This is a genomic window from Rhizobium sp. BK377 (assembly GCF_014193935.1).
Classification (GTDB): Bacteria; Pseudomonadota; Alphaproteobacteria; order Rhizobiales; family Rhizobiaceae; genus Rhizobium.
Map to the genome: position 1 here is coordinate 89690 of NZ_JACIAC010000004.1, position 21214 is coordinate 110903.

Sequence of the window (21214 nt, forward strand, 5' to 3'; positions counted from 1 at the left end):
AAATTTTGATCATAGTTTAACGATAATACAAGCTCGATTTCGGGCGTTGGCCGGTGTGGGAGCGCCGGTCTCGGGAGGAAGTGATGCAGTTACGCTGGAGCCGGATGGCGCCCCAGCTGGCTCTCGCGCCGGCTGTCGCCGTCACCCTTGTCGCATTTGTCGGTGCCATATGCTGGACCGCGTGGCTGTCGCTGACGCGAAGCCGGCGACTTCCGGAATATGAGATCGACTGGAGCGAATGGGCCCGCCAATACGAGCGGCTCTTCAACGACGCCGGCTGGACGATTTCGCTGCAGAACCTCGTCATCCTTGGACTCGGTAGCGCGCTTGCGATCGTCTTCGGCTTTGTTCTGGCGGCGATGATCGACCGCGAATGGCGCGGCGAGAGCTTCTTCCGCACCGTCTTCCTGTATCCCCTGGCCGTTTCACTGATCGTAACGGGGGCTGCCTGGCGCTGGATTTTCAATCCGCAGCTCGGACTTGAAAACTTCCTGCATGGGCTCGGCTTCACCTCTGTCAGTTTCAACTGGCTGGCAAGCCCAGAAACGGCAATGTATGCCATCATTCTTGCCACGATCTGGCAGAGTTCCGGTTTCTACATGGCCCTGATGCTATCGGGCCTGAAATCGATCAATACGGAGATTTGGAGTGCGGCGCGCCTCGATGGCGTCAGCTTCTGGCGGCTCTATCTGGAAATCATCATTCCGATGATGAAGTTCACCTTCATCACCTGCGCGATCCTGCTCTCGCTCGGCGTCATCAAGGCCTATGACGTTGTTGTCGCCATGACCAACGGGGGGCCCGGCAATTCCACCTGGGTGCCGGCCTATTTCACCATCAATGCGCTCTCGGCCAAGAGTAATATCGGTTACGCCTCGGCAGCGGCCATCACCATGCTCGTCATCACCGCGGCGATCTTCCTGCCCCTCGTATTGATCACCGCCTGGCAGCAGCGTCGGGCAAATGGAGGTGCAAGATGAACATGCTGACCCAGGCCGCGACACTCGAAGATGCCGTGAATGCCTCGCCGCGCCCGGCAGGCCCTTTCTTTCCACGTAAAAAGAAACGCATTCCGGCCCGCTCCATCGCCATTCTTGTGTTTCTGACGATCTGCGCGCTGTTCTTCTGCGTGCCGCTCTATGTGGTCGTCGTCACCTCATTCAAGACGATGGACCAGATCCGCGAGGGGGCAATCTTCTCGCTGCCGCATGTCTGGACGCTGGAGGCCTGGGACCATGCCTGGAACAAGGCCTGCTCGGGCATCAACTGCAACGGGCTGAAGGTCGGCTTCTGGAATTCGGTGCTGATCCTCTTTCCCTCGCTTATCTTCTCGATCGCGCTGTCGATCGTAACCGGCTACGCGCTGGCGCTTTGGAATGTCCGCTGGGCCAATGCCTTCCTGTTCCTGCTCTTCATCTGCGCCTTCGTGCCCTTCCAGGTTATCATGTATCCCCTGATCCGCATCACCGCGACGGTCGGCATCTATGGCACGCTCTGGGGGATCGCTGCGGTCCATGCCGTGCTTGCCATGCCGGTGTTGACGCTGATCTTCCGCAATTACTACAAGGATATTCCCCAGGAGATCATGCGCGCGGCGATCATCGATTCCGGCTCCTTCTGGCGGATCTTCTTCGAGATCATCCTGCCGATGTCCGGCAATATCCTGATCGTCGTGCTTATCCTGCAGATCACCTCGATCTGGAACGACTATCTGATTGGCGTCACCTTCGGGGGTCTTGGAACACAGCCGATGACGGTCATCCTCGCTAACCTTATCACGGTCTCGACTGGCGTCGTCGCCTATAACGACAATATGGCGGCGGCGCTGCTGACCGCCATTCCACCCCTCGTCATCTATTTCCTCGTCGGCAAATTCTTCGTTCAGGGAATTACCGCCGGCGCGATCAAGGGTTGATCCATGCCGCGTGTCTCCTTCGAACATATCGTCAAGTCCTTCGGCGCCGTGACAATCCTGAACGACCTCAATCTTTCGGTCGATGACGGCGATTTCCTCGTGCTGCTCGGGCCGTCCGGCTGCGGCAAGACCACGCTTCTCAACCTGCTCGCCGGACTTCTGGAAGTCAGTGACGGCCGCATCATGATCGGCGAACGCGACGTGACCGACCTCGATCCGCGAGATCGCGGCCTTGCCATGGTCTTCCAGTCCTACGCGCTCTATCCGACCAAGACCGTCTACGGGAACCTGAAATTCGGGCTCGCAGCAAGCAAGCTCGACCGGGCCGAAATTGAGCGCCGGATCACTGTGACCGCCAAACTCCTGCAGATCGAGCCGCTGCTCAACCGCAAGCCGGGTCAGCTGTCTGGTGGCCAGCGTCAGCGCGTCGCGATTGGCCGGGCGCTGGTCAAGCAGGCGGGCGTTGTTCTCTTCGACGAGCCACTGTCGAACCTCGACGCGAAGCTGCGCACTGAAATGCGCCTCGAAATCAAGAAACTGCACGACACGCTGAAGCCGACCGTCGTCTATGTGACGCACGACCAGATCGAAGCGATGACGATGGCAACCCGGATCGCCGTCATGGATGGCGGCGTCATCCAGCAGTTCGGCACGCCCGACGAGATCTATGGCCGGCCGGCCAATCTCTTCGTCGCAGGCTTTATCGGCGCACCGGCCATGAACCTTCGCAAGGCGCGGCTGACGGTGAACGGCAGTGGCATCAAGGCTGCATTCGATACCGGCGATGCCATCGATCTCGGCGACTACGCCTTTTCGAAGAGGCCGGAAAGCGGCGCTGAAGTCGTCGTGGGCTTGCGGCCCGAACATTTTGTCGTCGCCGAACAGCCGATTGCCAATCCGGCGGCACGTTTCGAACTGCCTCTGCGCCAGGCCGAACGCACCGGCTCTGACGCGACCGCCTATCTCGGCTTCGGCGAACAGCTTCTGGCACTGCGCGTCGATCCCGATCGCGCCGCCGGCTTTAGACCGGGACAGCCGGTGCGAGCAGAATTTCCGCGCGGCAAGGCGAATGTCTTTAACGCTGAGACCGGACTGCGAGTGTGAATGAAGAACCGATGGGAGGAATGGAAATGATGAACAGGATTATTGCCGGCATCACAGCCGCATTGCTTGCAGGCGCCGCCCCCATGGCCGCGCCCGGTACCGCAAATGCAACCGAGTTGGTGATCTACCACACCTGGTCCGCGCCTCCGGAAGTGGCAGCGCTGAACGTCTTGAAGAAGAACCTGGAGGCCAAGGGTCACACCTGGACCGACATCGCCATTCCCCATGACACCGGCTCCAATGTCAACCTGATGAACCTGGTTGCCGGCGGCAATCCACCGAACCTCTTCATGGAGTCCAACCCCGGCGTCTATCGGGACCTCACCAAACAGGGCTTCGGCCGGCCGCTGACAGATTTCTTCAAGGAGCGTGGCTATCCGGACAAATACCCTGACGCGGTTGCCCGTTCCATGGTCGTCGATGATCAGGTGATCAAGGTGCCGACGGCGCTGCATATCGACGGCATGGTCTATTACAACATGGACGTGGCCAAGAAGATCGGCGTCGATCCGGCCGCCTGGACGTCGCTCGATCAGATGTTTGCCGATTTCGACAAGATCAAGGCGGCAGGTATTATTCCGCTCGCGGTCGGCGGTCAGCAATGGCAGGTAGGCTACCTCACCCACGCACTGGCGGCAACGATCGGCGGACCGGATTTCTTCAACAGGATCTATGGCGAAAAGCCCGATCCGGCCGTCTTCGACACGCCGGAATTCAAGCAGATCTTCGAATACTTGCGCAAGTTCCAGCAGGCAGCCGACAAGGGCTCGGCCAACCGCGAATGGAACCTGACGACCAATCTCGTCATCACCGGCAAGGCGCTGATGCAGATCCATGGCGATTGGATGAAGGGCGAGTGGCTGGCGGCCGGCAAGACGGCAGGCAAGGATTTCGGCTGCATCCAGATCCCTGGCGCCAAGGCCGTCGTTGCGACCGTCGACAGCTGGGGTCTGCTCGGTGGCCAGCCCGCGGACAAAGACAAGGCCGAGCTCGACTTTGCCTCGATCGTCGTCGACCCGAACGTGCAGGCGGAATTTGCCAAGGCGAAGGGCTCCACACCTGTGCGCCTCGATGCGCCGCAGGACAGTCTCGATGCCTGCTCCAAGGAGGTGTTGAAGATCGTCGCCGATCCCAAGCATCAAGTGCAGAACCCACATGCGATCAGCGATGCTGATTGGGAAAATTCGATCTGGGACGTCGTCTTCAATTTCTGGAGCGATCCGAACATGAGCGTCGATGATGCGATCTCCAAGATCAAGGAAAATTACCAAACCATCCTTGGTTGATCCTTTCCTCCGGAGGCGGTCCGTTTCAGGTGGTCGGACCGTCCCTCCTGCTGCCCTAAAATGGAGAGTTTGATGGACAAGCGTTTGCTTGACGAAGATGCCGTGATGCAGATCTGCTTCGTTACCGACGATGTGGAAAAGTCGGCCCGTTGGTTTTCCGACCTGACCGGCAAGCCCGTTCCGCCCGAGGGCAAGGCTGCCGACCCCGAAGAAGCCAAGGCGATCTATAATGGCAAGCCTGCCGAAGTCGGCTGCCGCATCATCATGTTCAAGTTCGGCAATATCGACGTCGAATTCCTTGAGCCTGGCCCGGAAAAGAGCGCCTGGCGCGATCTTCTGGAAGAGAAGGGCCCCGGCTGTCACCACATCGCCTTCAAGACGAAGAACCTGACGAACCGCCATCGCTACCTCGAAGGCAAGGGGCACCGCCTGTTACAGCGGGGCGAATTCGATGGCGGCCACGGGCGCTACGCCTATTACGACACCGTGAAGGATCTCGGCGTCATGATCGAGCTTCTCGAATTCAACTCGGACATGGAGCACCAACCCCGGCGCGAGCCGGCTTGAGGCCTTGTCGGCTCGTGGGTCAGAAGGCCTGAGCAAGCCGACGCATTGGTGTCGCACTTTCGGCGGCGGCTTCGACGAAATCGAGACCGATATCGAGCACCGGTGCGCTGTGTGTCAGCCAGCCGACGGAGATCAAATCGACACCCGAGGCGGCAATGGCCGGTGCTGTTGCCGGCGTTACGCGGCCGGAGGCTTCGGTAATGGCGCGGCCGGCGACGATGCCGACGGCCTCGCGAAGCTGATTGGGCGTCATGTTGTCGAGGAGGACTGCATCGACCCCCTCATCCATCGCCTCGTGCAACTGCTCGAGCGTGTCGACCTCCACTTCGATCTTGACCATATGGCCGACGCCGGCCTTGGCACGGCGGATGGCTTCCGAAACGCTGCCGGCAATGGCGACGTGATTGTCCTTGATCAGCACGGCATCGTAGAGCGCGAAGCGGTGGTTCATCCCGCCGCCGGCCCGCACAGCATATTTTTCCAGCGCCCTCAGACCCGGTGTCGTCTTGCGGGTGCAGACGACGCAGGCTTTGGTGTTGCGGATCGCCGCGACGATGCCCGCCGTCACAGAGGCGATGCCGGAGAGATGACCGAGAAAGTTCAGGGCCGTGCGCTCGGCCGTCAGCAGCCCGCGCGACGGGCCTTCGATGGTGGCGATCACGCTGCCCGGTTCCACGGCCGCACCATCGGGCAGGTGTCGGCGGAGCGTAATGGCGGGATCGACGAGCTGGAAGGCAAGATCTGCGATGTCGAGACCAGCAACCACGCCCGGCTGGCGGGCGGCCATGACGACCGTCGAGCGATGCTCTTCCGGGATGACCGCTGCCGAGGTGATATCGCCGGCTAGGCCGAGATCCTCGGCAAGGGCGGCACGCACCAGCGGCTCGACAATGACGCGGGGAAGGGAAGCGAGGTTCATCTCAGGCACTCCTTGCAAGAGGATGGGAGGCTGTCGCCCGGGCAATTTCCAAGGCATCAGTCAGCGTCATTTTCCGTCGCGCGGCTTCGGCCCGCTTCAGCGGAAAATCGGTGCGGGCATGGGCGCCGCGCGATTCCCCCCGTAGGCTGGCGAAGACGGCAATCAGCAGCGCAACGATCGCCGGATCCGAAGCTGGCCCGTCGTTTTCTGCAAGCGGCAGCAGGCTTGCAACGGCGCCATGGATGGCGCCCCCATTGCGCAGTACGCCGAGATGGCGTGAGACGATTGGCCTGATAAGCGAGGGTTCGGCTGCTGCAGGCAGCATTCCTGCAATTTCGGCTGTCGAGGATATTGCAACCGGGGTCGCAAGGATGTCGCGCGCCGCCCGCATGCCCATGACGGCTGCTTCCAGCAGGGAATTGCTGGCGAGCCGGTTTGCCCCGTGGAGCCCTGTGGAGGCGGCTTCGCCCACAACCCAGAGCCCGGCGACGGAGCTGCGGCCGACGGCGTCGGTTGCCACTCCGCCCATGTGATAATGTACGGCGGGCCGCACCGGGATCGGCTGGGACGCGGCATCGATGCCAGCCTCCCGGCAAAGTGCGTCGATAACCGGAAAACGCGTTGCGAAACGATTACCAAGGGCTGCACGCGCGTCGAGGAAAACCTTGCCACCACGCGCGAGTTCGGCGCTAATGGAGCGGGCCACCACATCGCGCGGTGCGAGTTCCGCACCGGCGATGCCGGCCATGAAGCGTTCGCTGCGCTCATTGACGAGAACTGCGCCCTCGCCACGAACCGCTTCGCTGACGAGCGCCAGTGGCCGGCGGCGGGAATCGAGCGCCGTCGGGTGGAACTGCACGAATTCCATGTCGGCAAGTTCAGCACCGGCGCGTGCCGCAAGCATGATGCCCTGCCCGAAATTGCCCATCGGATTGGTGGTTGCCTCATAGAGCCCGCCAATGCCGCCGGTCGCGAGCACGATCCGCCGCGTCGGCAGGATGACGGCGCCGTTTTCACCGGAGCAGACGAGGCCGGTGACACCAGCTTCGTCCGTTTGGATACGCCGGGCCTCAAGCCCTTCGAGGACGGTGATGGAAGGAGTTGCTGCAACGGCATCGACCAGTGCGCGGACGATCGCCGCACCCGAGCCGTCGCCTTCGGCATGCACGATACGGCGGCGACTATGGGCCGCTTCCAGCCCTAGCGAAAAACTGCCATCCGCCGTCCTGTCGAAGCTGACCCCTGCCCGCTCCAGCGCGGCAATAGCCGCCGGCGCATCTGCGACGATGCCGGCAGCGACGATGGGATCGCAAAGTCCGTCACCGGCAGCGAGTGTGTCGGTCAGATGCAGCTCGGCGCAGTCATCGGCGCCGAGACTGGCGGCAATGCCGCCCTGCGCCCAGGCGCTCGACGTTTCAGCGCCGAGAGCCGCACGGGTGACGATGACAACAGGTTCGGGCGCCAAGGTCAGCGCCGTCGTCAGTCCCGCAAGGCCACTGCCGACGATGACGGTGCGGCCGGTGAGTTGGTCAGCAATCTCGCTCATATTGCCAGCATCCTCTCGACAGCCCTACGGGCAGCGACAGCGACCGCGGGATCGACGGTCACTTCGTGGCGGTTTTCGTCCAGTGCCGCACGAATGTTGGAAAGCGTGATGCGCTTCATGTGTGGGCAGAGATTGCAGGGGCGGATGAATTCGACATCAGGGTGATGCACGGCGACATTGTCGCTCATCGAGCATTCGGTCAGCAGCACGACGCGGGCGGGCTTCTTCTGGCCGACATAATCGGACATGACGGCGGTTGAGCCGGCGAAGTCAGCCTCGGCAACGACATCAGGCGGGCATTCGGGATGGGCAAGCACAGTCACGCCGGGATGGTTTTCGCGAAGCTGGCGTACATCGTCGGCGGTGAAGAGCTCATGCACCTCGCAATGCCCATGCCAGGCGATGATCTCGACATCGGTCTCCCTGGCGACATTGCGGGCAAGATATTCATCCGGGATCATCAGCACGCGCGGCACGCCAAGGGATTCGACCACCTTCCTGGCATTGCCCGAGGTGCAGCAGATATCCGAGGCGGCTTTGACTGCGGCCGATGTGTTGACATAGGTAATCACGGGCACGCCCGGATGGGCCTGGCGCAACAGCGCGATGTCCTCCGGCGTAATCGAGTCCGCAAGCGAACAGCCGGCGCCGAGATCGGGGATCAGCACCGTCTTTTCCGGGTTTAGAAGCTTTGCCGTCTCGGCCATGAAATGCACGCCGGCAAGCACGATCACGTCGGCTTCCACTTCGATCGCCTTGCGCGCCAGAGCCAGGCTGTCGCCGACAATATCGGCCACGCCGTGGAAGATTTCCGGCGTCTGGTAGTTATGCGCGAGGATAACGGCATTGCGTTTGCGCTTCAGTTCCAGGATCACATCGACATCGTCCTGAAACATCATCCATTCGGCTTTGGGAATGACGCGACTGACGCGATCATAGAGGGAAGACGCGGATACAGGATGGTTCATGGCCGGCTCCATTAATTATGCTCGATTTGAGCATATCATGCGCAAAGAGATATTCTCACCGTGAGCATATGTCAATTGCGGGAGAGCGGTAATTTCGTTCCGGCGAGCGCGCGTTCTTCGAGAATGGTCTGGCGGAAGCGGAAAAGCTTGGCCGGCCGGCCGCCGGTCTCGCTCGTCGCCCCGCCGGTTTCCTCCACCAGTTCCTGCTGTTCGATCAGGCGGCGGAAATTCTGCTTGTGCAGCGTCAGGCCGGCGAGCGCCTCGACGGCCCGCTGCAACTGCAGAAGCGTGAAGCTCTCGGGCATGAGTTCGAAGACGACGGGGCGGTATTTGATCTTGGCGCGAAGCCGCGCGATGCCCGTCGCAAGGATGCGCCGGTGATCTGCAAACATTGCCCGGCCGAGATTATCGTCCTTGCTGGCGCCGGCTTCGCAGACGAGACCCGCCTCATAGAGCAGTTCATACCGCTGCAGCGTCAGATCCTCGTTCCAGCCGCCGCCATCGAGCCCGAAGGTGAAATCGGCGCGCCGATGGCGGTATTCGCGCCTGACAGGATCGGCATCGGCCCACAAGCGCAGGCGCGCGATCAGGTCATCGAGGATTTCTGGACGCCCGTCGCGATGGTCCTCCCAGGGGAAATATTCATACCAGCCGTGCCAGCCCGGTCGTCCGGCGCCTGACTGTTCGTTGACGAGACCGAGATAACTGATCGAGATGGTGCGACCGCCCTGGATATCGTTGTTCCGGTCTCGGTCGGCAAAGGTGTAAAGCTGCTCGAGGAAGCCGACGGGATGGGCGGTCTGTTCCTGGATCCATTCGCGCAGGCCCGATTGCAGCGTGCGATGGCCCATTTCGAAGGGGCCTGACGGCAGCGCATCGCCACCCTGGATCGTCATGACGCGCGGCTCGTCCTCGGTCACCGCGACGAGGACCGCGATCAGTTCCGCATGTGCAAAGCCTATCGTCACCAGCGCCTGAGAATCTGTTTCTGATGGCTCTATTCTCTGACATAGGACGGCGCTTATGCCAATGGACGCTTCCCCTTCTCCCCAGCAGGGAGATGGAAGATACTGCAGCCTATCCTTCCGCTTCCAGCCGATGCAGGAAATTGTACAACTCGGCCTCGTCGATGCCGACGAGATGACGCCTTTCCGGATAGGCGCCGGATCGGACATCCTCGGCAAATTCGTTGAAGGCGGCGATGCGTTCGCGTTGCAACCGGTCATATTGGGCCGCGAAGTTGCGATAAACTTTCGCGTGGCGCGGCGTGTGGTCTCTGGTCGTGCCGAGCACATCGTCGGCAAAGAGATATTGCGCGTCGCAGCCGCGTCCGGCGCCCATAGAGATCATCAGCATCGAGGTGCGGTTGGAAATCGCCGCCGCGACATCGCCGGGGACGACCTCGATCTCGGCTGCGAAGGCGCCGGCATCCTGAAGCGCCTTCGTCTCGCGCCACACGTCGAACGCGCTGGCAGCCGTCTTGCCGACGGCGCGAAAACCGCCGGTCCAGGTTGCCTTTGAAGGGATGAGGCCGACATGGCCGCAGACGGGAATGCCTTCATCGCGCATACGGCGGATGGTCTTCAGGCTGGCGGCGCAATAGACGGCATCGCCGCCAGCCTTTAGTGCCTTGAAGGCCTCGCGCATATATTCTTCAGCCGAGACATGATCGCCATATTCGAGCCCAGGAATGGCAAAGGGCGTTGGTGCCGCTTCGCGAAAGGCTGGCCCAAGCAGGGCTGGCGGCACCGAGACCATGTCGATGCAGGCCTTTTCTGCTGCTTCCGCCTCCTCAAGCGTGGTGACGCGCAGCATGGTGAGCTGGCGTTTTCCCTTGAGCGCCAGGAGATCGGCGACAGTGGCGCGATTATGTTTCTTCATCGCATTATCCTTTGAAAACTATCAGGCGGCGAGCAGCGACTTTAGCTTGACATTGGTGGCGGTCAGTGCGGCCGGGTCGGGATGCGCACGTGCGGCAATCAGCATTTCCGCCAGCCGGATGTCGCGGGCGACCGCATTGCCAGGCCCGATGCCGCTTGCGGCAAGGAGCCGACCTTCGGCATCGAGATGGAAGAGGATAAAGGCCCCCTCGCCGAGATCGCGGCGCAAAAGCGTGGCCGCGCCATCGGCAAGCCCCGTTATCTGCAGCGTCATCTCATACTGATCCGACCAGAACCACGGCACGGTGGAAACCGGTTCATCGGCGCCGAGCATATTGGCGGCGGCAAGCGTGCCCTGCTCCTGCGCATTGCGCCAGGATTCCAGTCGCACGCGCCGCCCACCATAGATGGCGAGCGGAAAGGAGCAGCAGTCGCCGGCCGCGAAAATATCGGGGGCGGAGGTATGCAACCGGTCATCGACTGCGATGCCGTTGTCGATCGCAAGTCCGGCTGCCTCGGCAAGCTCGACATTTGGCCGGGCGCCGATGCCGACTAGGGCCAAATCGGCTTCGATCGCCTCATCGTTGGAAAGCCGGATGACGGCCTTGCCGCCCTGCTCGGTCAGGGATTCGATGGAGACACCGCAGCGCAGATCGACACCCTCGGTGCGGTGGCGTTCGGCGACGAGCTCGGCAATCTCCTCGGGAACGCCGCGTTTCAGCACCCGTTCCAGCCCTTCGACGAGGATGACGTCGGCGCCAAGCTGGCGAGCGGTTGCCGCAACCTCCAGGCCGATGAAGCCGCCGCCGATGACGGCAAGCCGTTTGCCGGATTGCAGCACGGCGCGCAGGCTCACCGCATCATGATGCGCGCGGAGCGACCGAATATGGCGGCTTTCAGCCGACGCATTGGGAAAGGCGCGGGCGCTGGCGCCCGTTGCAAGCAGCAGCCGGTCGTAGCTGAGCTCGCTGCCGTCGGACATGGTGACGCTATGGGCCGCGGCATCGAGGCGGGTTGCCGTAACGCCGGTCAGCAGGCGGATATTGCCGGTCTGATAACTCTCGGGTGCGGCGATGAATTTGGGATCGGCATTACCGGCAAGGCCGGCCTTGGAGAGCGGCGGGCGCTCATAGGGCGCATGCGGCTCGGAGCCGACAAGCGTGATGTCGCCGTCAAACCCCTTTTCCCGGAGCGCAAAGGCGCCCCGCCCCCCGCATTCCCCTGCCCCGATGATGACGAAATGGGCCATGGCGCACCTCAGATCGCGATGAAGACGGCGCCGTCTTCGATCTTGACGGGGTAGGTCTTCAGGTTGACGCAGACGGGTGCGCCCTTGGCTTCACCGGTCTTGTAGTTGAACCGGCCATTGTGCTTGGGACATTCGATGATTTCCTCCATGACGAGGCCGTCGGCGAGATGGACCTGCTCATGCGTGCAGAGCCCGTCGGTGGCAAAGAATTCGTCATCCGGGCTGCGATAGACTGCAAACGTGCGCCCGCCATGATCGAAACGGATGACATCCTCCTCGTCGATCTCGTCCTTGCCGCAAACCTCGATCCACTTTCCGCTCATCTTTTTCCTCCCTCGATCCTGTTATTAGGCTGCCTACTGGGCTGCAGGCGCCAGTTCGGCGTGGAATTCCTCGCGATAGGGCCGTGCCGTTGCCGGTAATTCCCGCTTCAGGAAATAGTCTTCGTTGCGAAGTTGGCGCAGGAAGGCCGGGATCATCTCCTTGTAGCCAGACCAGATCGACGGGTTGGCTGCTGGCAGATCGTGCTTGATCATCGCATGCAGCTTCGGTAGCGCGTGATAAGGCACCATCGGGAACATGTGATGCTCGACGTGATAGTTCATGTTCCAGTAGATGAAGCGGCTGATCGGGTTCATGTAGACCGTGCGGCTGTTCAGCCGGTGGTCGATGACATTGTCGGCAAGCCCGCCATGCTGCAGCAGGCCGGTCAGCACGTGATGCCAGGCACCGTAGAGGCGTGGCAGGCCGATCAGCATCAGCGGCAGGATCGAGCCCGAATCGATGGCAAGCGCGATGGTGGCGATGTAGATCGTAAACCAGATACGAGCGATGCGGATCGCCTTCGGCTGCTCCATCTCGGGAATGAAGGTCTTTTCCGCCGCGCTGATGATACCGGCCGAATTTCTGATCATGTCGATCACGGCATGCCAGACATCGAGAATGCCGAAGAAATTGAGCACAAGGCGGAAGAGGTCCGGCGGGCGCATCACGGCGATCTCGGGGTCGCGGCCGACAATGACGGTGTCGGTGTGGTGGCGGGCATGGCTCCAGCGCCAGGTCACCGGATTGCGCATGATCATGAAGCAGGCGATCTGGTAGACGAGATCGTTCATCCAGCGCGTCTTGAAGGCGGTGCCATGGCCGCATTCGTGCCAGCGGCTGTCCGATGCCGAGCCGTAGAGCACACCATAGGCGAGGAAGAAGGGCACTGCGATCCAGGAGCCCCAGAAATAGGTGCCAAGGGCGGCAAGGATCACCATGCTGCCGAGCCAGAGCGCCGTGTCGCGGATCGCCTGATTGTCGGAACGCTGCATCAGCGCCTTCATCTCCTTTCGGGGAATATCGGTATGATACCATTCCGCAGCCGCAAGACCGGTTTCAACCGCTGTCCTGCCGCTCTCTCCCAAAAGGCTGTAATCGCGCTTCGTTGCCTCGCCAGCCATGCTTTCCTCCTCACCAGTTCTTGGTCCGGAGAATAGGTTGACTTCGCAAAGCCCTCAATGCAGGCTTGATATATTCTATCAAAAGCCATCAGAGACGGCTTTCATTCATGATTGAAAACTATCAGGACCAACCATGCGCCGCCCGACCATATCAGATCTTGCCCAAGCCTCTGGCGTCAGCGTTGCGACCGTCGATCGCGTTCTGAATGGCCGTCATCGGGTGCGTGAGGAAACGGCGCGGCGCGTCTATGATGCGGCCCAGTCGATCGGCTATCACGCCGTCGGCCTGATCCGGCAGCGCGTTTTCGAGGATCTGCCGCAATATCGGCTGGCCTTCCTGCTGCAAAAGCCGACACAGCCCTTCTACCAGGCCTTTGCCCGCGAGATCGAAACGGCCGCCCGTAACGTCACGACCGCCCGCATACAGACGCAGGTGGAATATCCGTCCGCCGCAACACCCGCTGCGATCATAGAAAAGATCAAGCTACTCGGCGCGAGAAACCAGGCGGTCGCGCTTGTCGGCCCCGATTATCCCGCTGTCACAGCTGCCGTCGAGGAGCTGAAGGAACGCGGTATTCCGGTCTTCTCGCTGCTTTCGGATCTCGCGACCGGTGTCAGGGATGCGTATGTCGGCGTCAACAATCGCAAGGTCGGCCGCACCGCTGCCTGGATGATTGCCAAGGCTGCCCGCCGGCCCGGCAAGGTGGCCTGTTTTGTCGGCAGCCATCGTTTTCATGGTCATGAGCTGCGTGAGATGGGTTTCCGCTCCTATTTCCGCGAGGAAGCGCCTGACTTCGAGGTGGTCGAAACCCTTATCAATCTCGAAACCCCCGAGATCACCCATGAGGCGACACTGACCCTTTTGCAGAAACATCCCGATCTCGTCGGCCTCTATGTCTGCGGTGGCGGCATGGAGGGGGCGATTTCGGCATTTCGCGAAGAGGGGATCGGCGGCCGGACCGTGCTTGTCGTCAACGAGCTGACGGCAGACAGCAAGGCCGGCCTTGCCGACGGCATCGTCACCATGGCAATCGGCACGCCGCTGCCAGCACTCTGCAAGGAAGTAGTGTCACTGATGACGGGTGCGCTCGAACAGGACGAGATAGCCGTTCCCGGTCAATCATTTCTGCCCTTCGAGATCTTCCTGCCGGAGAATATCTAAATGATGGAATTCTATCAGGAGCCGGGAAAATCTATCAGCGATGATAGAGCCTCTGGCCGCGCGGCCTATGGCTTGAACGCGAAATTCCAGTAGAGATTCGATCACACAGTCATAATGCTTCTCACGCATGAGGAGCGAGGAGGAGATTTCGCATGGCATCCATCCGTTTCGCGCTGAACCATATGGCGGCGCCCGCGCTTTCGATCGAAGATTTCTTTGCGCTTGCCGCTTCGCTCGGCATCGATGCGGTGGAGATCCGCAATGATCTCGCAGGCAACGCCATCCTCGACGGGACCAAGCCTGACCTTATCAAGGAGGCGGCCGCCCGCCACGGCGTCGCAATCATCTCCATCAATGCGCTGCAGCGCTTCAACGAGTGGAACGCGGCACGCGAGCAGGAAGCCCGCGAGCTGATCGATTATGCAAGGGCGGTCGGCTCGCAGGCGCTGGTGCTGGTTCCGAAGAACGACGGCACGGGAACAGCCGATGGCGAGCGCCAGGCCAATCTGCGTGAGGCCCTGACGGCACTCCGACCGATGCTCGATGCGGCCGACATTGTCGGTCTCGTCGAGCCGCTCGGTTTTGAAATCTGCTCGCTGCGCTCCAAAGCGGAAGCAGTCGATGCGATCGAGACGCTGAACGCGCAACCAACCTTCCGGCTGGTGCACGACACGTTCCATCATCATCTTGCCGGTGAAACGCCCTTCTTCCCACATCTGACCGGGCTCGTGCATATTTCCGGCGTCAGCGATCCTTCTGTTTCCGTCTCTGACATGCGCGACCCACATCGTGTCCTCGTGGCCGCCGATGACCGGCTCGGCAATGCCATGCAGATCCGCGCGCTGCTGCAGGCAAGCTACAAGGGCCCCTTCTCCTTCGAGCCGTTCGCATCCGAAGTGCATGCGCTGAAGGATCCCGCCGCCGCATTGAAGGCAAGCATGGACTATCTCGCCGCGAAGGTCTGAGCTATCGTCTTTCTCGGAAGCGGCGCTGGTAAGCGGGGTCGTAGAGCGAGCTCTCGCGGAAATCCTCTGACGCCAGCGAGCGGCCGACGAAGATGATGGCCGTGCGCTCGATCGGTTCGGCTGCCACCTTCGCTTCGATATCGGCGAGCGTGCCACGCAGGATACGCTCGTCCGGCCAGGTAGCCTTGGCCACGATGGCGACGGGACAATCTGCACCGTACAATGGCGTCAGCTCCGAGACGATCTGATCCAGTGCATGGATGGCGAGATGGATCGCGAGCGTCGCGCCTGTCGCCGCGAATTTTGAGAGCGTCTCTTCATTCGGCATCGGCGATGCACGGCCGGACACACGCGTCAGCACGAGGCTTTGCGCAACAGCCGGAATCGTCAGTTCGCGGCCGAGCACGGAAGCAGCCGCCGCAAAGGCCGGAACGCCCGGCGTCATCGTATAGGGAATGCCATGCTTCTCCAGCCGGCGGATCTGCTCGGCGACTGCGCTCCAGACGGAAAGATCGCCGGAATGCAGTCGGGCGACATCCTGGCCGGCATTGGCGGCGCGGAGATATTCGGCCTCGATCTCGTCAAGCGACATCGGCGCGGTATCGATGATGCGTGCACCCCGCGGGCAATATTGCAGCAGGTCCGGTGAGACGATGGAGCCGGCGTAGAGGCAGACAGGGCATTTGCCGATCAGGTCGCGTCCGCGCACCGTGATGAGATCCGCTGCACCCGGTCCGGCGCCGATGAAATGAACCGTCATTCTTTTATTCCTTGATCCAACGCCACTGCGTGACTGGCATGGCCGGTCGCCAGCCGCTCATGCCGCCGATGGGTGCGGCGCGGGCAATTTCGATCTTCGTCAATGCGCCGCCGCGCGCTCGGTATTCGGCCAAAAGCAGCGCCTCCATTTCCAGGGTGACGGCATTGGCAACGAGCCGCCCTCCCTGCTTCAGTGCTGTGATTGCCGCGTCCATGACGCCGGCCTCGCTGCCGCCGCCGCCGATAAAGATCGCATCCGGTGCCGGCAAGCCGGCGAGTGCTGCGGGTGCGGTGCCTTCGACAAGGGCAAGCTGCGGCACGCCGAAACTCGCGGCATTGCGGGCAATGAGAGCGGCCCGTTCCGGCGCCTCTTCGATTGCGATTGTTTTCAGGGACGGGTCGGCCAGCATCCATTCGATACCGACGGATCCGGATCCCGCGCCGATATCCCAGAGGAGCTCGCCATGGCGCGGCGACAGCGCCGAGAGCGTGACGGCCCGGATCTCCTGCTTGGTAATCTGACCGTCATGTTCGAAGAGCGCATCGTCGAGGCCCGAAGCATAGGGCAGGATTCGTGCCCCCGGCCCCGCCGCAATTTCGAGAGCGCACACATTCAGCGGGTCGATACCATTGAGATCGAAGCCTGATGCCGTCGTGCTGCGGATGCGCTCCCGCCCGCCGCCGAGCGCTTCCAGCACCGTCAGCCGCGTCTGGGGAAAGCCATTTGCGACAAGCAGTTCGGCCAGTGCCTGTGGGCCCTTCTCGTCCGAGGTCAGCGCCAGAATATGCCTGTCGGCATGCAGATGCGGGCAGATGAGGTCGAGCGGGCGTCCATGCAGTGACACACAGGCCGTCTCTTGCAGCGGCCAGCCGAGACGCGCCGCAGCAAGGCTGAACGCGGAGGGTGCGGGGATGGTGCGCATTTCGTGCGCCGCGATGCGGCGCGATAGCGTCGCACCGACGCCATAGAGGAATGGATCGCCCGAGGCCAGTACGACGACGGGCGTCCCGCGCCGGGCCAGGATCGCCTCGATCGATTTCTCGAAGGGGCTCTGCCAGGTGAAACGCTCGCCGGTGATTAGTGTGTCGGCAAGTTCATGATGACGCGCGCCGCCGAAGACGGCCGGTGCGGCAGCAATGAGGCGCTTTGCCTCCTCGCTGAGCCCGTCTGGACCATCCTCGCCGATGCCGATAAGAGTGAGCCAGCGCGGGTCGGAGGGGGACGTGTCAGACATGGAGAAGACCCGTATCCTGATCCTCGGCGGCACCAGCGAGGCGCGCAAACTGGCCGCCGCGCTTGCCGCGCGAGAGGACCTCGATATCCTGCTGTCGCTGGCGGGCCGCACGCAGGCTCCGGCCAACCAGCCTGTTCCCGTCCGCATCGGCGGCTTCGGTGGTGCAGAGGGGCTTGCGAACTTCCTGACGACAGGAGGCTATCACCTGCTGGTCGATGCCACTCATCCCTTCGCTGAACGCATTTCGGCCAATGCCGCCATTGCTGCTGAACGCACCGGTATCGGTGCGCTCGCCCTCGTTCGCCCTGAATGGGTGCCCGAAGCTGGCGATCACTGGCATGTCGTGGCCGATATTCCGGCGGCCATCGTTGCCCTTGGCCCCGCCCCGCGCCGCGTTTTTATGGCGACCGGCCGGCAGGGTGCTCATCACGCCGAAGTCGCCCCACAGCATTTCTACCTGGTCCGCAGCGTCGATCCGGTCGATCCGCCGCTTGCCCTTGCCGATGTCGAATATCTCCTCGACCGTGGCCCCTTTACGCTCGAAGGCGAAATCGAGCTGATGCGGCAGTATCGTATCGATGCCGTCGTTACAAAGAACAGCGGTGGTAGGGCGGCCTATGCGAAGATCGAGGCGGCACGCCTGCTTGGGCTCAAGGTCGTCGTGATCGCGCGCGCGCCCGCTGCCAGCATGGCGTCGGTCGAAACGGTGGAAGCGGCGCTCGAGGCAATCGATCATCTCGTCTCCACGGCCATGAAGCGCGGCGTATAGATCAGGTCCGGCTGTCCCTCGCGGGCGATCACCCGCGTCTCCTGCGAACCGATGATGACGCAGGTCGCCATATCGGCAATGGAAGCGTCGGCGTCTTCGAGCTGTTGCATCGTAATCCGCTCGTCGGGCCGGCCGGCCGCACGGCCGAAGATGACGGGTGTCGTGGCTGGCAGATGACGGCGCAACAGCTCGAAGGCGGTGCCAAGCTGCCAGGGGCGCGCCTTGCTGATCGGATTATAGAGGGCGATGACGAAACCGGCTTGTGCCGCCAGAGCCAGGCGGTTTTCGATGACGGCCCAGGGCTTCAGATTGTCCGAGAGCGACAGCGCGCAGAAATCATGCCCGAGTGGTGCACCGACGCGGGCGGCAACTGCCAGCATGGCGGTAATGCCGGGAAGAATGGTGAGATCGACGCCGCGCCACTGCGCCGGTCCCTTGTCGATCGCCTCGCAGACAGCAGCGGCCATGGCAAAGACGCCGGGATCGCCGCCCGAGACGACACAGACATCGGCGCCGCCAGTGGCGAGTGTCAGCGCCGCTGCTGCCCTGTCGAGCTCCTCGCGGTTGTCGGAGGCATGGCGGGTCTGATCAGCGCGCAGCGTCAGCCGGTCGAGATAGGGTCCGTAGCCGAAGAATTCACTTGATGCTTCGACGGCGGCCATCGCCTCCGGCGTCATTTGCTCCGGATTGCCGGGACCGGTGCCGATTACGAATAGCCGGCCGCTCATCGGCTGGCCTCCCAGCCGGGCACCAGCACCAATGAGAAATAGGGCGCGTTGCCCTCGTCCCGCTCAGTGAGCTTTACCATTGCGGCATTCGCCATGGTGCCGCGTTCGACATAGAGCGCGTCGCCGAGACGGCCGGCAGCCTGCAGCGCACGGCGGATCTTCGGCAGGTTGCGGCCGACCTTCATAATGACGGCGGCCTCGGTATCGGCGAGGCGGCGGGTCAACTCCTGCTCGCCCATCGTGCCTGGCAAGACGGAGAGCACGTCGTCACCTTGAACAATTGGCATACCCGCCAGCGACCAGCAGCCCGACATGGCGCTGATGCCGGGAATGACCTCGGTCGGGTAGCGCCGCGACAGCCGCACATGCAGATGCATATAGGAGCCATAGAACAGCGGGTCGCCTTCGCTGAGGACGGCGACCGTGCGGTCTGCGTCAAGATGAAGGGCAACGGCATCGGCGGATACGTTGTAGAAATCCGTGATGTGGCTCTGGTAGAGCGGATCGTTTTTGTCGAGCTCGGTCGTCACTGGGTAGTAGAGCGGCAGCAGCGCGGTGTCGGGTTTCAGCAGGTGCTCGACAATCGCCTTGCCATTGCCGCCCCTGCCCTGCTTGGCGAAATAGGCAATCACGTCGGCGCCCTCGATGGCGCGGACGGCCTTGACGGTGAGGAGCTCGGGATCGCCGGGTCCGGTGCCGACGCCGATCAGACGGCCGCTCATAGGCCGGGCCTCGACAGCGCGTTGATGGCGGCTGCCGTCATGGCGCTGCCGCCGAGCCGGCCGCGCACGATGGCATAGGGAACGCCATAGGAATTTTCCGCAAGCGCATCCTTTGATTCGGCAGCGCCGACAAAGCCGACCGGCATGCCGATGATTGCCGCCGGCTTCGGCGCACCGTCTCGCAAAAGTTCGAGAAGATGGAAGAGGGCCGTTGGCGCATTGCCGATGGCAACGACACTGCCGGCGAGCCGGTCGAGCCAGAGATGGATTGCGGCGGCCGAGCGGGTATTGCCGGTCTGACGGGCAAGCTCGTGCGTGCGCGGATCATGCAGGGTGCAGATCACCTCGTTCCCGGCCGGCAGGCGGGCACGCGTCACGCCATGCGACACCATCTCCGCATCGCAGAAGATCGGAGCGCCGTCTTGCAGAGCGATGCGCGCAGCATGAACGAAATCGGGTGAAAAGACGAAGTTCTGCGCCGCCTCGACCAGGCCGCAGGCATGGATCATGCGTACGGCGACGTCGGCTTCTTCAGGCGAAAAACGCGAGAGATCGGCTTCGCTGCGAATGATCGCGAAGGAACGCTCGTAGATCGCGTCTCCGCTGCGGATATAATCGTAGTCTGGCATTGCTATTCCTGTTGCAGCGCCTCGGCGAGACCGGTGGGGCCAAGCCTCTTCAGGCAATCGGCACTCGACTCGCCCGCGCCTCTCTCTTCTTCGATCAGCCGGGCGAGCCTCTCTATAGCGAAATCGATCCCGCCGCCAGCAATCCTTGCAGCCGGTTCGTCCGCAGCGATCCCGTCGACGACAAAGTCGTAACCGCCGGCCGCCCCGACGATCGCGAGATCGGCGCGCCGATGCGCGCAACCTTTCGCACAGCCGGAGAGGTGAAGCTTCAGCGAGCCGTCGAAGAGCGCCGGAATTCGATCGATCAACTGGCTGGCAAGAGCCTTGGTATCGTAGAAAGCCGAGCCACAGGCCCCTGCTCCTGCGCAGGCAGCGATCTGCTCGGTTGGCTCGTTCGCCGTCACGCTGAAGCCGCAACAGATGGCCGCTTCCAGAAGAGCCGGCATTGCCGTCTCGGCCAGATCAATCACGAAGAAACCACGATCCGGAGCCAGCCGGATTTCCCTTGCGCCGGCGTTTTCGGCTGAGGTGAGGAAGGAAATCAGATCAGTGGCCCTTGCCTGACCGAACTTCAGGCGCACGCCGAGTATTGTCCTGCCATTCCTCAGCTTCGTGACGCCGACGAAGGACGCTTTCGTCGGCGCAGGACCGATAGATCGGATGCTATCGAACTCACGAAGATGGGCGCGCAGTTTCGCTTTGTCGATGTCGCGGGCGCGTGTGCGTCTGCCATGCGCAATCAGCGTCTGCAGCAGGTCGCGGACCGCACCGACAGCCGCATCCGCAGTGCCGAGGGCCAGTGGCGTGGCACCCTCTTCATCGCTGGCTATTGAAACCAGCCATTGTCCTGCCGGCTGGGCGACGACGCGGATATCGGCGATGAGAGCGGAAAGGGAGAATCGACCACCCCCGTCGATCAGTATGGAGAGTTTCGGTGCAAGATGGCGAGAGCTGAGAAGGTCGCCGAGCTTGCTGCGCAGCATCGCCTCCATATCGGCCGCATCAGCAAACTCGTCGGCGTCGATGCCGTGCAGCGGCGAAATCTCAACTGCCACGCCATCAGGTATAATGATCCCGGCGGCATCGAGCTCCCCCGCCAGCGGACTGACGGATTCGGTTTGCAGACCCCGAATCTGCAGATTGCCGCGAGCGGTGATTTCAACAACACCGTTTCCATGCCGTGCCGCTGCCGAAGCCAGGTGCCGGAACTGGGAGATCGAGAGGGTGCCGCCAGCAGGCCGCAGGCGCACGAGCAGGCCGTCGCCGGTTTGCATGGGTGCGGCAAGCGCCGGGCAGGCGCCGCGTTGCATGCCCACGATATCAGGTTTCTCTGCTTTCAAGATACTGCCGGCAATGCTGCGCATTC

General features: G+C 62.2%; 22 protein-coding genes. 8 read left to right on the forward strand and 14 right to left on the reverse strand.

The window, feature by feature from the left end:
• The first annotated feature begins 83 nt into the window (after nt 1-83).
• The 5 genes from FHT92_RS17615 to FHT92_RS17635 all read left to right on the forward strand — a co-directional run bounded on the left by FHT92_RS17615 (nt 84) and on the right by FHT92_RS17635 (nt 4872).
• On the forward strand, nt 84-980 hold the full coding sequence (locus FHT92_RS17615) for a carbohydrate ABC transporter permease (protein ID WP_183741956.1): 897 nt from the start codon (nt 84-86) through the stop codon (nt 978-980).
• Nucleotides 977-1915, forward strand: a complete 939-nt coding sequence (locus FHT92_RS17620) for a carbohydrate ABC transporter permease (protein ID WP_183827676.1) — start codon at nt 977-979, stop codon at nt 1913-1915. Before FHT92_RS17615 ends, FHT92_RS17620 begins: the two co-directional genes overlap by 4 nt.
• 3 nt (nt 1916-1918) lie before the next feature.
• Nucleotides 1919-3019 (forward strand): ABC transporter ATP-binding protein, encoded by a 1101-nt coding sequence (locus tag FHT92_RS17625; protein WP_183741952.1) that lies wholly within the window; start codon nt 1919-1921, stop codon nt 3017-3019.
• 26 nt (nt 3020-3045) lie between these two features.
• Nucleotides 3046-4305 (forward strand): ABC transporter substrate-binding protein, encoded by a 1260-nt coding sequence (locus tag FHT92_RS17630; protein WP_183741950.1) that lies wholly within the window; start codon nt 3046-3048, stop codon nt 4303-4305.
• Between the two features lie 72 nt (nt 4306-4377).
• Complete coding sequence (locus tag FHT92_RS17635) at nt 4378-4872, forward strand: VOC family protein (RefSeq protein ID WP_183827678.1); 495 nt, start codon at nt 4378-4380, stop codon at nt 4870-4872.
• A 19-nt stretch (nt 4873-4891) separates the two neighbouring features.
• Here FHT92_RS17635 and nadC read toward each other — a convergent pair whose 3' ends face one another.
• The 8 genes from nadC to FHT92_RS17675 form a co-directional block, all read right to left on the reverse strand.
• On the reverse strand, nt 4892-5791 hold the full coding sequence (gene nadC, locus FHT92_RS17640) for a carboxylating nicotinate-nucleotide diphosphorylase (RefSeq protein WP_183741945.1): 900 nt from the start codon (nt 5789-5791) through the stop codon (nt 4892-4894).
• A 1-nt stretch (nt 5792) separates the two neighbouring features.
• Nucleotides 5793-7337 (reverse strand): L-aspartate oxidase, encoded by a 1545-nt coding sequence (locus FHT92_RS17645; protein WP_183827681.1) that lies wholly within the window; start codon nt 7335-7337, stop codon nt 5793-5795.
• On the reverse strand, nt 7334-8305 hold the full coding sequence (nadA, locus tag FHT92_RS17650) for a quinolinate synthase NadA (RefSeq protein WP_183827684.1): 972 nt from the start codon (nt 8303-8305) through the stop codon (nt 7334-7336). Before nadA ends, FHT92_RS17645 begins: the two co-directional genes overlap by 4 nt.
• A 71-nt stretch (nt 8306-8376) precedes the next feature.
• Nucleotides 8377-9273: an NrtR DNA-binding winged helix domain-containing protein gene (locus FHT92_RS17655; RefSeq protein WP_183741939.1), complete on the reverse strand. Its 897-nt coding sequence runs from the start codon at nt 9271-9273 to the stop codon at nt 8377-8379.
• Between the two features lie 109 nt (nt 9274-9382).
• Nucleotides 9383-10186, reverse strand: coding sequence for a 3-methyl-2-oxobutanoate hydroxymethyltransferase (locus tag FHT92_RS17660; RefSeq protein ID WP_183741937.1), 804 nt, complete (start codon nt 10184-10186; stop codon nt 9383-9385).
• 21 nt (nt 10187-10207) lie between these two features.
• On the reverse strand, nt 10208-11434 hold the full coding sequence (locus FHT92_RS17665; protein ID WP_183827686.1) for an NAD(P)/FAD-dependent oxidoreductase: 1227 nt from the start codon (nt 11432-11434) through the stop codon (nt 10208-10210).
• A gap of 8 nt (nt 11435-11442) precedes the next feature.
• Complete coding sequence (locus tag FHT92_RS17670) at nt 11443-11757, reverse strand: MocE family 2Fe-2S type ferredoxin (protein WP_183741933.1); 315 nt, start codon at nt 11755-11757, stop codon at nt 11443-11445.
• Nucleotides 11758-11790: 33 nt separating this feature from the next.
• The gene (locus FHT92_RS17675) at nt 11791-12879 is read right to left on the reverse strand and encodes a fatty acid desaturase family protein (RefSeq protein WP_183827689.1); all 1089 of its coding nucleotides are present in this window, start codon (nt 12877-12879) and stop codon (nt 11791-11793) included.
• A gap of 133 nt (nt 12880-13012) precedes the next feature.
• On the opposite strand from FHT92_RS17675, the gene FHT92_RS17680 reads away from it, so the two are divergent.
• Both FHT92_RS17680 and FHT92_RS17685 read left to right on the forward strand, forming a co-directional pair.
• Entirely contained in the window at nt 13013-14041 is a 1029-nt protein-coding gene (locus FHT92_RS17680; RefSeq protein ID WP_183827691.1) for a LacI family DNA-binding transcriptional regulator, read from the forward strand.
• A 152-nt stretch (nt 14042-14193) separates the two neighbouring features.
• Complete coding sequence (locus tag FHT92_RS17685; protein ID WP_183741927.1) at nt 14194-15006, forward strand: TIM barrel protein; 813 nt, start codon at nt 14194-14196, stop codon at nt 15004-15006.
• A gap of 1 nt (nt 15007) precedes the next feature.
• Here the strand turns inward: FHT92_RS17685 and cobM are convergent, their stop codons facing one another.
• Together cobM and cbiE are read right to left on the reverse strand one after the other, a co-directional pair.
• Entirely contained in the window at nt 15008-15766 is a 759-nt protein-coding gene (cobM, locus tag FHT92_RS17690) for a precorrin-4 C(11)-methyltransferase (RefSeq protein ID WP_183741925.1), read from the reverse strand.
• Nucleotides 15767-15770: 4 nt separating this feature from the next.
• Nucleotides 15771-17000, reverse strand: coding sequence for a precorrin-6y C5,15-methyltransferase (decarboxylating) subunit CbiE (gene cbiE / locus FHT92_RS17695; RefSeq protein WP_183827695.1), 1230 nt, complete (start codon nt 16998-17000; stop codon nt 15771-15773).
• Between cbiE and FHT92_RS17700 the strand changes: the two genes are divergently transcribed.
• Nucleotides 16999-17769 (forward strand): cobalt-precorrin-6A reductase, encoded by a 771-nt coding sequence (locus FHT92_RS17700; protein ID WP_183828487.1) that lies wholly within the window; start codon nt 16999-17001, stop codon nt 17767-17769. The two genes, cbiE and FHT92_RS17700, sit on opposite strands and share 2 nt — an antisense overlap.
• On the opposite strand, the gene FHT92_RS17705 is transcribed toward FHT92_RS17700, so the two are convergent.
• Genes FHT92_RS17705 through cobG form a run of 4 tightly spaced genes read right to left on the reverse strand, consistent with a single transcriptional unit; the run spans nt 17733 to nt 21212 of the window.
• Nucleotides 17733-18497: a precorrin-3B C(17)-methyltransferase gene (locus tag FHT92_RS17705; RefSeq protein WP_183827698.1), complete on the reverse strand. Its 765-nt coding sequence runs from the start codon at nt 18495-18497 to the stop codon at nt 17733-17735. The two genes, FHT92_RS17700 and FHT92_RS17705, sit on opposite strands and share 37 nt — an antisense overlap.
• The gene (locus FHT92_RS17710; RefSeq protein WP_183741919.1) at nt 18494-19219 is read right to left on the reverse strand and encodes a precorrin-2 C(20)-methyltransferase; all 726 of its coding nucleotides are present in this window, start codon (nt 19217-19219) and stop codon (nt 18494-18496) included. Before FHT92_RS17710 ends, FHT92_RS17705 begins: the two co-directional genes overlap by 4 nt.
• The gene (locus tag FHT92_RS17715) at nt 19216-19848 is read right to left on the reverse strand and encodes a precorrin-8X methylmutase (protein ID WP_183741917.1); all 633 of its coding nucleotides are present in this window, start codon (nt 19846-19848) and stop codon (nt 19216-19218) included. The genes FHT92_RS17710 and FHT92_RS17715 overlap by 4 nt, the downstream gene beginning before the upstream one ends.
• 2 nt (nt 19849-19850) lie before the next feature.
• Nucleotides 19851-21212, reverse strand: coding sequence for a precorrin-3B synthase (cobG, locus tag FHT92_RS17720; protein WP_183827701.1), 1362 nt, complete (start codon nt 21210-21212; stop codon nt 19851-19853).
• Nucleotides 21213-21214: the final 2 nt, after the last annotated feature.

What these genes read in the sequence shown, in the direction of transcription:
- FHT92_RS17615 (WP_183741956.1), top strand. Translation starts at nt 84, where the DNA reads ATGCAGTTACGCTGGAGCCGGATGGCGCCCCAGCTGGCTCTCGCGCCG.
- FHT92_RS17620 (WP_183827676.1), top strand. Translation starts at nt 977, where the DNA reads ATGAACATGCTGACCCAGGCCGCGACACTCGAAGATGCCGTGAATGCC.
- FHT92_RS17625 (WP_183741952.1), top strand. Translation starts at nt 1,919, where the DNA reads ATGCCGCGTGTCTCCTTCGAACATATCGTCAAGTCCTTCGGCGCCGTG.
- FHT92_RS17630 (WP_183741950.1), top strand. Translation starts at nt 3,046, where the DNA reads ATGATGAACAGGATTATTGCCGGCATCACAGCCGCATTGCTTGCAGGC.
- FHT92_RS17635 (WP_183827678.1), top strand. Translation starts at nt 4,378, where the DNA reads ATGGACAAGCGTTTGCTTGACGAAGATGCCGTGATGCAGATCTGCTTC.
- nadC (WP_183741945.1), bottom strand. Translation starts at nt 5,791, where the DNA reads ATGAACCTCGCTTCCCTTCCCCGCGTCATTGTCGAGCCGCTGGTGCGT.
- FHT92_RS17645 (WP_183827681.1), bottom strand. Translation starts at nt 7,337, where the DNA reads ATGAGCGAGATTGCTGACCAACTCACCGGCCGCACCGTCATCGTCGGC.
- nadA (WP_183827684.1), bottom strand. Translation starts at nt 8,305, where the DNA reads ATGAACCATCCTGTATCCGCGTCTTCCCTCTATGATCGCGTCAGTCGC.
- FHT92_RS17660 (WP_183741937.1), bottom strand. Translation starts at nt 10,186, where the DNA reads ATGAAGAAACATAATCGCGCCACTGTCGCCGATCTCCTGGCGCTCAAG.
- FHT92_RS17665 (WP_183827686.1), bottom strand. Translation starts at nt 11,434, where the DNA reads ATGGCCCATTTCGTCATCATCGGGGCAGGGGAATGCGGGGGGCGGGGC.
- FHT92_RS17670 (WP_183741933.1), bottom strand. Translation starts at nt 11,757, where the DNA reads ATGAGCGGAAAGTGGATCGAGGTTTGCGGCAAGGACGAGATCGACGAG.
- FHT92_RS17675 (WP_183827689.1), bottom strand. Translation starts at nt 12,879, where the DNA reads ATGGCTGGCGAGGCAACGAAGCGCGATTACAGCCTTTTGGGAGAGAGC.
- FHT92_RS17680 (WP_183827691.1), top strand. Translation starts at nt 13,013, where the DNA reads ATGCGCCGCCCGACCATATCAGATCTTGCCCAAGCCTCTGGCGTCAGC.
- FHT92_RS17685 (WP_183741927.1), top strand. Translation starts at nt 14,194, where the DNA reads ATGGCATCCATCCGTTTCGCGCTGAACCATATGGCGGCGCCCGCGCTT.
- cobM (WP_183741925.1), bottom strand. Translation starts at nt 15,766, where the DNA reads ATGACGGTTCATTTCATCGGCGCCGGACCGGGTGCAGCGGATCTCATC.
- FHT92_RS17700 (WP_183828487.1), top strand. Translation starts at nt 16,999, where the DNA reads ATGGAGAAGACCCGTATCCTGATCCTCGGCGGCACCAGCGAGGCGCGC.
- cbiE (WP_183827695.1), bottom strand. Translation starts at nt 17,000, where the DNA reads ATGTCTGACACGTCCCCCTCCGACCCGCGCTGGCTCACTCTTATCGGC.
- FHT92_RS17705 (WP_183827698.1), bottom strand. Translation starts at nt 18,497, where the DNA reads ATGAGCGGCCGGCTATTCGTAATCGGCACCGGTCCCGGCAATCCGGAG.
- FHT92_RS17710 (WP_183741919.1), bottom strand. Translation starts at nt 19,219, where the DNA reads ATGAGCGGCCGTCTGATCGGCGTCGGCACCGGACCCGGCGATCCCGAG.
- FHT92_RS17715 (WP_183741917.1), bottom strand. Translation starts at nt 19,848, where the DNA reads ATGCCAGACTACGATTATATCCGCAGCGGAGACGCGATCTACGAGCGT.
- cobG (WP_183827701.1), bottom strand. Translation starts at nt 21,212, where the DNA reads ATGCGCAGCATTGCCGGCAGTATCTTGAAAGCAGAGAAACCTGATATC.